Annotated in this window: 12 protein-coding genes; 2 read left to right on the top strand and 10 right to left on the bottom strand. The window is 74.0% G+C overall.

Going from position 1 to position 12,712, the window contains the following annotated elements:
• Positions 1–316: 316 nt before the first annotated feature.
• The 10 genes from UW392_RS56275 to UW392_RS56230 form a co-directional block, all read right to left on the bottom strand.
• Entirely contained in the window at positions 317–1,537 is a 1,221-nt protein-coding gene (locus tag UW392_RS56275; protein ID WP_320783249.1) for a beta-ketoacyl-[acyl-carrier-protein] synthase family protein, read from the bottom strand.
• A complete protein-coding gene (locus tag UW392_RS56270) occupies positions 1,537–1,767 on the bottom strand; it encodes an acyl carrier protein (protein WP_320783248.1) in 231 nt (76 codons plus the stop codon). Before UW392_RS56270 ends, UW392_RS56275 begins: the two co-directional genes overlap by 1 nt.
• A gap of 79 nt (positions 1,768–1,846) precedes the next feature.
• Positions 1,847–2,875: a beta-ketoacyl-ACP synthase III gene (locus UW392_RS56265; RefSeq protein WP_320783247.1), complete on the bottom strand. Its 1,029-nt coding sequence runs from the start codon at positions 2,873–2,875 to the stop codon at positions 1,847–1,849.
• Positions 2,872–3,861: a VlmB-like protein gene (locus UW392_RS56260; RefSeq protein WP_320783246.1), complete on the bottom strand. Its 990-nt coding sequence runs from the start codon at positions 3,859–3,861 to the stop codon at positions 2,872–2,874. The genes UW392_RS56265 and UW392_RS56260 overlap by 4 nt, the downstream gene beginning before the upstream one ends.
• Positions 3,858–4,448: a flavin reductase family protein gene (locus tag UW392_RS56255; protein ID WP_320783245.1), complete on the bottom strand. Its 591-nt coding sequence runs from the start codon at positions 4,446–4,448 to the stop codon at positions 3,858–3,860. Before UW392_RS56255 ends, UW392_RS56260 begins: the two co-directional genes overlap by 4 nt.
• The gene (locus UW392_RS56250; protein ID WP_320783244.1) at positions 4,445–4,981 is read right to left on the bottom strand and encodes a hypothetical protein; all 537 of its coding nucleotides are present in this window, start codon (positions 4,979–4,981) and stop codon (positions 4,445–4,447) included. Before UW392_RS56250 ends, UW392_RS56255 begins: the two co-directional genes overlap by 4 nt.
• A 26-nt stretch (positions 4,982–5,007) precedes the next feature.
• Complete coding sequence (locus tag UW392_RS56245) at positions 5,008–5,496, bottom strand: SRPBCC family protein (protein WP_320783243.1); 489 nt, start codon at positions 5,494–5,496, stop codon at positions 5,008–5,010.
• A 2-nt stretch (positions 5,497–5,498) separates the two neighbouring features.
• The gene (locus UW392_RS56240) at positions 5,499–6,797 is read right to left on the bottom strand and encodes an aspartate aminotransferase family protein (RefSeq protein ID WP_320783242.1); all 1,299 of its coding nucleotides are present in this window, start codon (positions 6,795–6,797) and stop codon (positions 5,499–5,501) included.
• 57 nt (positions 6,798–6,854) lie between these two features.
• Positions 6,855–7,994, bottom strand: a complete 1,140-nt coding sequence (locus UW392_RS56235) for an acyl-CoA dehydrogenase family protein (RefSeq protein WP_320783241.1) — start codon at positions 7,992–7,994, stop codon at positions 6,855–6,857.
• Between the two features lie 62 nt (positions 7,995–8,056).
• On the bottom strand, positions 8,057–9,652 hold the full coding sequence (locus UW392_RS56230) for an aldehyde dehydrogenase family protein (protein WP_320783240.1): 1,596 nt from the start codon (positions 9,650–9,652) through the stop codon (positions 8,057–8,059).
• 260 nt (positions 9,653–9,912) lie between these two features.
• On the opposite strand from UW392_RS56230, the gene UW392_RS56225 reads away from it, so the two are divergent.
• Together UW392_RS56225 and UW392_RS56220 are read left to right on the top strand one after the other, a co-directional pair.
• Positions 9,913–10,914, top strand: coding sequence for a diacylglycerol/lipid kinase family protein (locus UW392_RS56225; protein WP_320783239.1), 1,002 nt, complete (start codon positions 9,913–9,915; stop codon positions 10,912–10,914).
• 206 nt (positions 10,915–11,120) lie between these two features.
• Positions 11,121–12,590 (top strand): MmgE/PrpD family protein, encoded by a 1,470-nt coding sequence (locus UW392_RS56220; RefSeq protein WP_320783238.1) that lies wholly within the window; start codon positions 11,121–11,123, stop codon positions 12,588–12,590.
• Positions 12,591–12,712 lie beyond the last annotated feature (122 nt).

Here is a 12,712-nt window from a genome sequence, read left to right as displayed (position 1 = left end):
GGCCCACCCGCTCCTCGGCGGCGGTCCGCCGGCGCGCGGCCGCCGCCAGGGCGTCGAGGTCGAGGTCGTGGCCGCGTCGCGCCAGCCGCCGCACCGCCTCGGGCCCGAGTTCGATGAGTTCGCGTACGTCGTGCACGGCAGTCTCCTTGCTTTCCGGTGCGGCCCCGGACGCCGGCGCGCGGACGACCCGGCCGGGACGGGGGAGGGGGGAACGGCGGGACGGGGGAGGGAGAACGGCGGGGCGGGGCGAGGGAGAGGGAACGGGCGGGGCAGCCGGCCCGGTGTCGGGCCGGCTGCCCCGGACGGAGTGCCGCGGTCAGGCGGAGGCGACGGCGATGACCGCGTTCTGCCCGCCGAAGCCGCAGGAGTCGCTCAGCGCCAGGTCGACGGGGAGCGACGTCTCCTCCGCGGCGACCTTGATGTCGATCCGCGGATCGGGGTGGGTGAGGTTGGCGGTGGGCGGCACGGTCCCCCGTTCCACCGAGAGCACCGTGAAGACCGCCTCCACGGCCCCGGCGGCGCCCAGCAGATGCCCGGTCACGCCCTTGGTGGAGGTGACCAGCGGGTCACCGGTCAGGGTCCGCTTCAGGACGGTGGCCTCGGCGAGGTCGTTCAAGGGCGTCGACGTGCCGTGCGCGTTGACGTGCCCCACGTCGGCCGGACCGGCGCCCGCGTCGCGCAGGGCGGCGCGCACGGCCGATTCGAGCCCGGCGCCCGTCGGGTCGGGAGACGTCATGTGATGGGCGTCGGCGGACGCCCCGTACCCCGTGACGCGCGCGTGGACCCGGGCGCCGCGGGCACGGGCGTCCGCCGTCCGTTCGAGGACCAGGACGCCGGCGCCCTCCCCGGCGACGAACCCGTCCCGCGCCGCGTCGAAGGGACGCGACGCGGCGGCCGGGTCGTCCTCGCGCCGGGACAGGGCGCCCATCTGCGCGAAACCGGCCATCGCCAGCGGTGTGACCAGGGCCTCGCTGCCGCCGGTCAGCACCACGTCGCAGCGGTCGAGGAGCAGCAGGTCCCGGGCGACGCCCACGGCGGTCGTGCCCGAGGCGCACGCCGTGGACACCACCAGGTCGGGGCCCCGCGCCCCGAACTCCATGGCCACCTGGCCCGCCAGCATGTTGGGCAGGTGCATGGGCAGCAGCAGCGGGGACACCTTGCCCGCCCCCGCCGACAGCAGCACCCGGTGCTGGGCCTCCACCGTGGTGGGGCCCCCGGCCCCGTTGCCCAGGACCACACCGACGCGGGCGCCGTCCCAGGTCTCCCGGTCGAGACCGGCGTCGGCCAGTGCCTCGGCCGCCGCCACCAGGGCGAACCGTACGAAGGGGTCCAGGCGCAGGGCGCGTCTGGCCCCCAGCAGGGCGTCGGCGTCGAACCCGGGGACGCGGCACGAGATCCGCACCGGGTTCGACTCCAGTACGGGGTCGAGGGCGGCCGTGGAGCGCCCGGCGAGCACCGTCGACCAGCTCGCTTCCACCCCGATGCCGGCGGGGGTGACCAGTCCGAGACCGGTGACGGCGACATCGGTGGCCGCCATCAGATCTTCGCGCCCCGCTGTTCCATGAGCGCCACCATGTCGCCGACGGTGGCCGCCTCCAGGAGTTCGTCGTCGCTGATGGTGAGGTTCAGCTCCGAGTCGAGCATGAGGGACAGCTCCACGACGGCCAGGGAGTCGAGTTCGATCTCCTCCCGGGTGGCCTCGGGCGTGACGACCTCCGGCGAGACCTTCAGCTTGTCGACGAGGATGCTCTTGAGCTGCTCGAACATGATGTTCCTCCGGTCGTGCGCGTGGCGCGCGTGATGGTCACTGATGGACGGGACGGTGGGGCACAGGACTTCGGGGTGCTCAGAGCGGATCGAGTTCGGGCCAGCACAGGGCGGTCGCGCCCCAGGCGAGCCCGCCGCCGAACGCGGTGAGCAGGACCCGCTGGCCGGCGGTCAGCCGCCCGTCCTGCGCCGCCTGGGAGAGCAGCAGCGGGAGGGACGCGCCGCCGGTGTTGCCGACGTGCTCGATGTTGGACAGCCGCCGCTCGGCCGGGATGTCCAGCCGGTCCGCGACCGCGGTGAGGATGCGGGCGTTGGCCTGGTGCGCGGCGAACCGGTCGATGCCGTCCGTCGTCCACCCGCGGCGCCGCACCGCCTCCAGGGAGGCCGCGGTCATGCGCTCGACCGCGTGCCGGTAGGTGTCCCGGCCCCGCATCCGGAAGAACCGGTCCTCCGGCCGGGCGGCGCGGCCCGAGGAGCGCTGCCGCGAGCCGCCGGCCGGTACCTCGATGAGGTCGCTGCGGGTGCCGTCGCTGCCGAGGACCTGGGGTCCCACGGCGCCGGGCTCCGTGGCGTCGCCGGCGCGCAGCACGACGGCTCCCGCCCCGTCGGCGAAGATCACCGCGGTCGTACGGTCCCCGGGGTCGACGATGGTGGTGAACGCGTCCGCCGCGATCAGCAGGACCCGGTCCGCGACGCCCGCCGCGATCAGTCCGGACGCGGCCGCCAGCCCGTACAGGAAGCCGGTGCACACCGCCGCCACGTCGAAGGCCGGTACGCCGGCCAGACCGAGGCGGGCGGCGACGGCGGGCGCGGTGGCGGGGCACGGGTGGTCCGGCGTCGTGGTGGCGAGCACCACGGCGTCGACGTCACAGCCGCCCGCGGACTTCCAAGCCCGCTGTCCCGCCTCGACCGCCAGGTCGGACGTGGCGGTTCCCGGCGCGATCACGTGGCGTGTCGCGATGCCGGTACGGCTGCGGATCCACTCGTCCGAGGTGTCGAGCCGTCGGGTCAGGTCCTCGTTGGTCACCACGTCGGGCGGCACGTAGGACCCGATGCCCGCGAGGACGGCCGCGCGTCCCGCGGCCGCCGGCCGGGACGGGGCGGTCATCCCGCGTCCCCCTCCTGGCCGCTCGCCAGCACCTCGACGGGCAGACCCATGTAGGCCATCCGGGCCTCGGCCATCTCGTCGGTCCACCGCTCGGCCATGTCGTACCGCTGCTCGGGGGTGGTGTCGAGCATCCGCACCCCCGGCCACAGTTGGTAGTCGCCGATCAGGCCGGTGTGGTCCTGCATGCCCTTCTGGAACATCTCCTCGCGCGGCAGGACGTACTCCCGGTCCGGCAGCTCGTCCCAGAGCCGGACGCCCGCGCGCAGGATCTCCAGCAGCCGCGGCCGGTACTCGGGGTGCGCGACGACGTGGTCGCGGAGGATGGTGCTGGCCACGGTCAGGTGCCGGATCTCGTCGATGGCGGTGCCCCGGGAGATCTCCCCCGTGGCGGGTGACAGCGGCGTCCACTTGCGCTCGCTCAGCTCGGCCGCCGGGGCCAGCACCCCCTCGATGACGATGGCGAAGACGGCGACCCCGCCGATGAAGTCGGACTGCCCCGTCACGATGTCGTCGGTGAACTCCCGCACCGGCTCCAGTACCCGCCGGCGGTAGTCGGCGGCCATCTCCTCCACGTCCCGCAGCAGGCTGCCCGCGGGGTGGCCCAGCTCGACCAGGTGGTTGCGGAACACCCGGGCGTGCCGGGCCTCGTCGAGCAGCTGGGTGGCGTAGAACTCCATCTCCGGTATCCCCGGCGCGATGGTGACGTACCGGCCGAGGATGCGCGTGGCCAGCTCCTCCGACAGGGCGCGGAAGCCGAACTCCAGGGTGAGGGCGTCCCGGAGCGGGCCGGGCTCCTTGAGGAAGGCGGGGACGAGGGCGTCGGCGTGGTGCCCGGTGTCGCCGCGGTCCCGGAGCGTCCCCTGGGCCACGGACGTGATCCAGTACGAGAGGTCGCACTCCGCGGGGCCGAGGGTGAGTTCCTTCGCCCCGTCGAGCAGGCCGGGGGCCTTGTCCCAGTCGGCCTCGGGGGCCACGGACTCGGTCATGCGGTGGTCTCCTTCCTGGTCTGGCTGCCCGGCCCGGGGTCCCGGACGGGGGTGAGCGGCCCGCTGAACAGCCCGCCCGCGTGGCTGAGCAGGGGTTCGCCCGCGCCGACGGCGGCGTGGGTCACATGGCCGACGAGCACCTCCTGGCCGCCCAGCGGCGCGGCGGTGAAGAGCCGGCAGGTGTAGTGGGCCAGCGCGCCGTCGAGCAGCGGCGCGTGCGCGTACGGGCCGGACTCCCACGCCAGACCGGTGAACTGCGCCGCGCCGTCGGGCCGCGAGCCGTCGGCGAAGTACCGGGCCAGGCCGGCCTGGTCGCCGGAGAGGACGTTGACCGCGTAGCGGCCCGCCGCCACCGCCAGTTCGGCGAACCGCGACCCCTGCCCGAGACAGGCACCGAGCAGCAGCGGCTCCCGCGAGACGGTGCTCACCGTGCTGACGGTGGTCCCGTGGAGGACCTCGCCGTGCCGCACGGTCAGGACGGCCACCGGGGCCGCGAGGTGGTACAGGGCCCGGCGCCGGCGCAGCCGGCCCTCCGGGGTGCGCTGTCCGGCCGCCGGCCCGGTGCGCGGGCGGAGCGCGGTGCTCATCGCGCCGCCCCCTGACGGACGCGCCGGCCGTGCGGCGCGGGGACGTGGCCCACCGGCACCGGATCGGTGGCGTGACCCACGGGCTTGGGGTGCTTGAGGCCGAGGTCGTCCAGGAGCCGCAGGTAGCCGGGCTGGCGCACCGGTTCGAAGGGCAGCGCGAACGACTTCATGAAGTTGCCGAAGACACCGCGGTCGCCGAAGAGGTGGAAGGGGATCACCAGAAGTGCCCACTCCGGTCCGATCAGCCACCACCACAGGCCCACGACCGCGGCCTGGGTGATGAGGCTGTGCATCACGTTGTAGAGCACGTAGTACGCCTTGGAGATCGGGCGGCCACCGCTGCGCCGGAAGGCGACGGCGCCGGGGATGTACCCGATCAGGTCGATGTAGAGGAACAGCGCGACGGCCGGCACCCACCTGATCTCGCCCAGGTGGGCGATGAGCAGTGCGGTGGTCACCGCCAGGCCGACGAGGTACTCGGCCCGGTGCAGGGAGTAGGTACGGGGGGTCTCGAAGGGGTTGGCCTGGTCCACGGTTCAGCTCCTGTCGGTGCGGCGTGTCACGCCGCGGCCGTCTCCGGTCGGATGTCGCTGAGGTCGGCGTCGCCGAGCACCTGGGCGCCGGGGAAGAGGCCGGTGACGGCCCACGCCGCGCTCTCCTTGATGACGCGCTCGGCGATGGGGTCGAGGATGCCCTCCAGGCTGGGGATGCCGAAGTCGAAGTCGGCCGCGAAGCCGACCGTGACGTCCGCGCCCTGCTGACGGAGGGTCCACACGCCCTCGAAGCTGTCGAAGTCGCCGTCGGTCTGCTCGAAGCGGGCTGTCAGGTCCTCGACGGAGAACTCGTCCCGCTCCGTCCAGCGCAGCAGCCCGCTGCGGAAGTGCAGCTCCCAGCTCGAAGAGCACTCGGCCGCCGGCAGCGTGCCGTGCACGGTGGTGGTGTGCACGTGGGGAGCGAGGTCGGGGTACCGCTCCCAGCGGATGATCGAGTCGAAGACGGTCCGGGCCTCCTGGGAGGGGACCAGCACCTTGATCTCTACGTGTCGCACGGTCAGTTACCGCCTTCCGGCATCGTGGTCGCGCCCCGGATCAGGTCGCGGGTGGCCTTGTCGAAGGAGTCGAGGAGGATCCGCACCTCGGCGTCGGTCAGCGTGGCCGGCGGTGTGAAGCGCACCGTCGCGCTGCCGTTCATCGAGTGGTTGGCGACGACCCCGTGGTTGAACAGCTCGATGAGCAGCTCGCCGGCGAGCCCCGCCTCGACCAGTTCGACACCGATCAGCAGACCGCGCCCGCGGACCTCCACCAACTGGTCGGGGATGTTGCGGCGGGCGATCCGGGTGATCTCCCGCAGCAGGACGGCGCCGAGGTCGACGGCGCGGGTGACGAGCCGCTCCTCCTTGATCGTCTCGATGGACGCCTGGACGGCGGCCATGAGCAGCGGCTGCCCGGAGAAGGTCGCGGTGTGGAGGAACGGGTCCTTGTCGAAGGGCCGGAACGCCTTGCGGGTGGCGACCGCGGCGGAGACGGGCAGCACACCCCCGCCCAGTGCCTTGCCGGTCAGCATCACGTCGGGCACGACCCCGTCGATGTCCGCGCCCCACCACTCGCCGAGCCGGCCGAGACCGGACTGGATCTCGTCGAGGACGAGGAAACCCTCGTACTGGCGCACCAGTTGCTCGACGCGCTTGAGGTAGCCCTTCGGCGGGATGACGACGCCGCCCTCGCCCTGGACGGGTTCGAGAATCACGCACACCTCGCCCGGGTGGGCCGCGAGTTCGGCCTCCAGGGCGTCCGCGTCGCCGAACGGCAGGTGGACGAAGCCGGGCACGAGCGGCCGGAACGGTTGCTGGTAGACGTCCTTGGCGGTGGCGGACAGCGCGCCGAGCGTCTTGCCGTGGTAGCCGCCGAGCATGGAGACGGTCCGCTTGAACCCGCCCGCCCGCGCCAGTTTGAGACCGGTCTCCACCGCCTCGGCGCCCGACAGGGCGAAGTGCACGCGGTCCAGGCCCTCGGGCATGACCGACACGAGCGCCTCGGCGGCCCGCGCCGCCGTCGGCTCCAGCAGAATCCGGGTCGCGGCGGGATGGGTGTGCAGCTGGCGCTGTACGGCCTCGACCACCCGGGGGTGGCGGGCGCCCATGATGAACACCCCGTACCCGCCGGCGTTGAGGAACCGCTCGCCGTCGCTGGTGGTCAGCCACGCTCCGGAGGAGTCGACCTCCATGTGGCTGCCGAACAGCTCGGCCAGCGTGGCCCGGCCCTTGCTGAGGTGGGCCCGGTAGAGCCGGAGGATCTCCTCCTCCGCGCCCGGCACCGCCGCGCCGGCCGGGACGTCCTGAACCACGGTCACGAGTCGTCACTCCTAAGACGTACGGAACTGAAAAGGGACACGGGGTGGGGGCGGGCGTCAGGCCAGTTCGAGGGGGCCGCCCGCGAAGTACCGCAGGAGCGGTTCGGCCGCGGCGGGACGGGCCGGCGGGTGGAAGGCGAGGAGACGCACCGAGGCGGCGATCGTCGCGCTCGGGGAGCCCTTGATGAGGTCCATGCCGCCGAGCAGCTCCAGCGCCCGGCCCGCGGCGGTCACCAGGGACTCCTGGACGGTGTAGCGGGCCACCAGGGCACCGGCCACCGCTTCCTCCCCCGCCACGCCGGCGGTCAGGCCGCGTGCGGCGCCCTCCAGCAGGTCGACGGCCGCCTCGTGGCCGATGGCGAGGGCCGCGCGTTCGGTGGGGTTGCCGCGCTCGCGGGTGATGACGTCCTCGACGAGGGAGGCGGTGGCGCCCGTGTACCCGGCGGAGATCAGCAGCACGAACCAGATGAACCCGGCCGTCTGGAGGTCGTCCAGCCGGCTCGGGTCGTCGGCGGAGGTCCGTACCACCAGCTCCTCCGGTACGAACACGTCCTCCAGGCGGACCTCGTCGCTCTCGGCGCCGGCCAGCAGCCCGCTGCCCCAGAAGGGGTGCACGCTCAGGCCGGGGGAGTCCGCCGGCACCAGGGCGACGGCCAGCTCGGGGGTGCCGTCGGCGCCGGGTACGGCGATGCTGGCGGTCAGCAGGTCCATGGAGGAGGAGAGGCTGCACGGCTTCTTCGAGCCCCGCAGGCGGTAGCCGCCCTCGGTGACCTCCGCGGTCACGGTCGGGGCGAGGACGTTCTGCTGGGTGCGTCCCTCGGCCCAGCCGGAGGCCATGAGCTTCTGCTCGGGCACGATCCGGTGCAGCAGCTCCAGCTGCGCCGGCGTCAGCCGGTCCTGGCGTTCGGCCAGCGCGTAGAGCATCGCCGCGGTGAAGTGGTGCATGGTCGTGGCGGCGGCCAGCGAGGGCGCCGCCGCGCCGAGCGCCTCCTGCACGCGGACCGCCTCCAGCGGGGTGGCCCCGGCGCCGCCGAACGCGGTGGGGATGAGCAGCCCGACGCCGCCGTGGGCGCGGAACAGGTCGACGGCCGGGTTGCCGGGCTTCTCGCGCTGGTCGAAGGGGATCTCCTCCAGGGCCTTGAGGAGCCCCGGATGGTACTGCTCGCAGACTGCGCGGGCTCGGTCGAGGGAGCGCACGGGTACCTCCGGTGGAAGAAGGAAGAACGGAGAAGGTTCGGGGCGGCGGGCCGGACGGCGGGTCAGGCGCCGAAGACCGCCTCGTAGGGGCTGACACCCTCGGCGATGCTCACGCCCTGAAGATGGGAGGTCTTGAGCATGGGGTAGTTGGCCTCGCCGAAGGCTCCGCCGGTCAGGCCGGTGCCGCCGTGCGTGGGCAGGTAGGGGACACAGCCCATGTGCGAATCGTTGATCTTCAGCAGGCCGCCGTTGCCGACCTGGCGCACGAAGGTGTCCACGACCTCCTCGGACCGTGCCCACAGCGAGTTGCGCAGACCGTAGGGGTTGGCGTTGGTGAAGTCGACGAACCGGGCGAGCAGTTCCTCGTCGGAGGCCGGCTCGGCGACGACCACGGGGATCAGCGGGAAGAACGTCTCCTCGCGGACGATGTCGAACTCCCGGGCGCGGGCCAGCCCGTCCACCCGTACGACGGTGGGCTGGAGGAACACCCCCGTGTCGGACGGCGTGCCGTCGACCTCCGTGCGGCGCCCGCCGGTGACGAGCGTCCCGCCCTGGTCCAGGGCCTGGCCGAGGAGGCGGAAGAACCGCTCGCTGCGCCGGACCGGGGAGAGCAGGACGTCCTCCTCCTCCGGGAAGCCGGGCCGGATGCGTTTGACCTGCTCCCGCAGCTCCGCCAGCAGCTCGTCGGCGACCGCGGGGTGCACCAGTACGCCGTTGGGGACCATGCAGATCTGGCCCGAGCCGTAGAACGCCTCGGTGATGGCCTCGACCGCCTTGGGCACGTCGGCGTCGGACCAGACGACGACGAGGTCGTTGCCGGCCAGTTCGAGGATCGCCTTCTTGCCGTTCTCGACACAGGTGCGCTCCAGGCGCAGGCCCTCCTGGCTGCCGCCGATGTAGAAGATGTCGTCGATCAGCGGGTCGGCGATCCAGCGGTCCATCGTCTGCTTGGGGTTGGCGCACAGGGCGTTGAGCGTGCCGGGCGGGGCGCCGAGTTCGTCCAGGATCGGAGCGACCACGTCCCGCATCAGCCACATGGTGCTGAGGGCGATGCTGCGCGGGGCGCGCATGATGACCGCGTTGCCGGACATGAGGCACAGCACGCCGAGTGCCGCGCTGGGGAGCGGGGCGTTCTGCGGGGGGTTGAAGGCGACGACGCCGTCCGGCTGGCGGCGCACGAGGAGACGGCGCGCACCGTGCCGGAACTCGGTGTGCATCTGCTCCCCGTACCAGCCGAGACTCTCCTCGCTGAAGATCTGCAGCAGGGAGCTGTACTCCCAGCGCGCGAGTTTGGCGGGGTGCGCCTCGGCGATCAGCATGTCGACGAACTCCTCCCGGCGCCGCTGGAGTTCCTCGCGGAAGCGGTGGCCGAGCCGCATGCGGCGTTCCAGGGGGAGGGCGGCCCAGCCGGGCGCGGCGGCCGCGGCGGCCTCGCTCGCGAGATCCAGGGAGTGGTCGCTCGCGATCGCGCAGCGCCCCACCACGTAGGGGTGGTGGGCCGCGTCCGACTCGGGGTCCTTCTCCAGGGTCCGCTTGAGCGTCACGCTGGTGAACACGTCCTCCAGCAGGGATCTGCCGCTCACGGTGTAGACCCAGCCGTCGCCTTCGAGGTCCTTGCCGGCGACGTAGAGCCGGTAACTGCGCAGGTCCGAGGGCATGGTTGACCTTTCCGGATCAGTCCCGGTGCTGACCGGCACACGGGATCAGGGGGAGCCGGGGACCGATCGTGGCAGCCGCCTCTGACCCGGTTCTGACACCGAGCTGATGCTGCCCCGAGGCGGCTCCGGCGCCGTCCGGGACCGCCCGGGAGTGCATTGACCGACGGTCGGTCACAGGGTTACGGTCGATGGGCGAGTCAAGATCACCTGCCGCCCGCCGGCAGGCTTCCCGCCCGTTCCCGCCCACGTGTGAGGACGCCATGCCCGACGAACGCCAGGCGCCGGCCCCGGCCGGGCCGCCGGTCGCCGCCCGCCCCCGCAGAGCGCTCATCGTCGCCAACCCGACGGCCGGCACCATGGCCCCCGGAACTCTGACGGAAGCCGCAGGCCTGTGTCGAGACCGCCTCGCCCACGTCGACGTCCACACCACCCGGCACCGGGGCGACGCCCGTGACACCGTGCGCGCGGCGCTGCGGCGGCCCCCCGCCGAGGCACCGGACCTGGTCGTCGCCATGGGCGGGGACGGCACGGTGGGGGAGGTGATCGCGGGGATGACGGACGGTCACCGGCCCGCCTCGGCCGCCCTCGCCGTCGTCCCGGCCGGCACCGGCAACTCCGGCTACCGGATGGTCTGGGGCCGGCTGCCCTGGCAGGACGCCCTCCGCGCCGCCCTCGCCGCGCCGTCGCCGGACGCGGTGGCGCGCCGCGTCGACCTGGCGCTCCTCGTCGAGACCGGCGCGCTCGTCTTCCTCGGCGCGTGCAGCGGAGTCATCGCCGAGGCCCTGGAGACCGCCCGCGGCATCCCCCTGACCGGACCCGCGCGCTACGAGCGGGCCCTCGCCGAGACGGCGCGCGCGTTCAGCCCCTATCCCGGCCGCGTCACCGTCGACGGCGCGGTCGTCCACGAGGGCGGCACCGTCTTCGCCAACGTCGGCGGGGGGCGTGTCCGGGGCGGGCAGTACCTCGTCCTGCCCCGGTCGGACCCCGACGACGGGCTGCTCGACGTCTGCGTGTTCGGCTCCCCGGCAGCGGCCACCGAGGTGGCCGGACTCACCCTGACCGGAGCCCATCTGGACCGCCAGGGCGTCGTCTACGCACGCGGCCGCACGGTGCGCGTCGAACGCCTCGACGGCCGCCCGCTCCGCTACGAGCACGACGGGGAACTCCAGCCACCCGGCCCGACCACGATGACCCTCCGGGTCCTGCCCGCGATGATCCCCGTCCGCGGCACCCCGATCCCCGAACCGGTCCCCGCGACGTGAGCACCTCGGGAGAGATACGGAGGGCTGCGCCCGAGACGGCCTCCGGGGGCGCACGCCCTGCCGGGCCCGCGACGGCTCCCGCGACGGCTCCCGGGGCGGCTCCCGGGGCGGCTTCCGCGACGGCTCGCGGGGCGGTACGCGGTGCCGTCGTGGCTTTCGGTGGTGGTTCCGGTGGGGCGGGGGGCGGGTCGGGGCGGTCGCCCGCGTTGGTCGAGCTCGCTCGGTGGGCCGCCGCGCTCCGGCCCGCCGACGTGCCCGACCGGGTGCTCTCCCTCGCCGCCAGTCAGCTGCTCTCCCAACTGGCCGCCGTCCGCGCGGGTGCCGCCGAGCCGCTGGGGGCCCGCATGGTGCGGGCCTTCGGTCCGCCGCTCCAGGACGACCCGCGCACCTCGGCGTGCGTCCTCGCGGGCCTGGGGTCCTGGCTCAACCTCGACGACACCGCGTACGCAGGACACCTGTCGCCCTCCACCGTCACCGTCCCGCTGGCCTGGGCACGCCACCTCCGCCTGGACGGGGCCGCGCTGCTCACCGCGATCGTCGCGGCCGACGAGTGCGCGGCCCGCGTCACCGCCGCCGCGACCCTGGGCCCGCTGCGCGGGCAGAGCGCCCTGCACACCCACCTCGTCGGCGCTGTCGCCGGCCGCCTGCACTGCGCGGGCGCCGACGCCGACACCTGGGCCGACGCCCTCGGACTGGCCCTCGCCCAGCCACCGTGGCCCCTCATGCGGGCCTTCCTGGCCAGCGACGCCCGCCTGTTCAGCGCCTTCGCCCCGGTCCGGACCGCCATGGACGCGTGCGACGCGGCGGCCGCCGGCTTCCACGGCCCGCCCGATCTGCTGGAGCACCCCGACGGCTTCCTCGCGCGCTTCGCCACCGTGCCCCTCCCCGACGCCGTCACCGACGGCCTCGGCGAGCGCTGGCACACCGACACCCTCTCCTTCAAGATGCACCCGGGCGGCCCCGGCGTGGACGCGGCCGTCGACTGCGCGCTCGACCTCCATCACGAACTCGCGCTCGACGGCCCCGACGGCGCGGACGCCGTCGAGGAGATCGTCGTCGAGACCTCCCTCTACACCCTCACCGCGCAGCGCCTCGCGGAACGGTACGTCCACGGTCCCGGCGCCCCGCTCGGCGCGCTCGTCCTGCACACCCCCTACACCGTCGCCACCGCCCTGCTCACCGGCGGCCTCACCGTCGCCGACTTCGCCGCCCCCGACCGCGACGAGAAGTCCCGCTGGCGGACCGCGCGACGCGTCCGGCTCGTCCACGACCCGGCCATGACCCGGGCGCTCCTCGCCTCGGAAGCGCCCTTCGGGGAGGCGATCCGCCGCGCCGGCGCCGACGCCGACGCCTGGCTCCACGGCTTCGGCGGCCCGGAGCTGGTCGCCATGGCCGCCACCGCACGGCCCGACCGGGCCCCCGCCGACTTCACCCGCGCGCACAAGGCCACCGGCGCCCGGGTGAGCGTCCGTCTCACCGACGGCCGTACGGCGGTCCGGGAGCGGATGATCCCGCACGGCGCCGCGGGCCCCCACACCCGCGGCCGTCACGCAGAGCTGACGCGCGAGAAGTTCACCGGCCTGGGCGGCCCGCACGACGTGGCGCGCGCGGTCGGGGACGTGGTCGCGATGTCCCCGGCCGCCCTCCGCGCCTGGACCGAGGCGGCCCTCGGCTGACCGATCGCCGGGGCCGGCAACCGCCACCCCTCTATTGATAATGACTGTCATTATCGAATAGAGTTCGAGTGGTTCGAGTGCCGCGTCGGCGGCCGTGTGCGCGGTGGCAGGGGAGGGGACCT

The sequence above is a fragment of the Streptomyces sp. CRN 30 genome (genome assembly GCF_034105845.1).
This window is presented reverse-complemented; position numbering and strand designations above follow the sequence as displayed.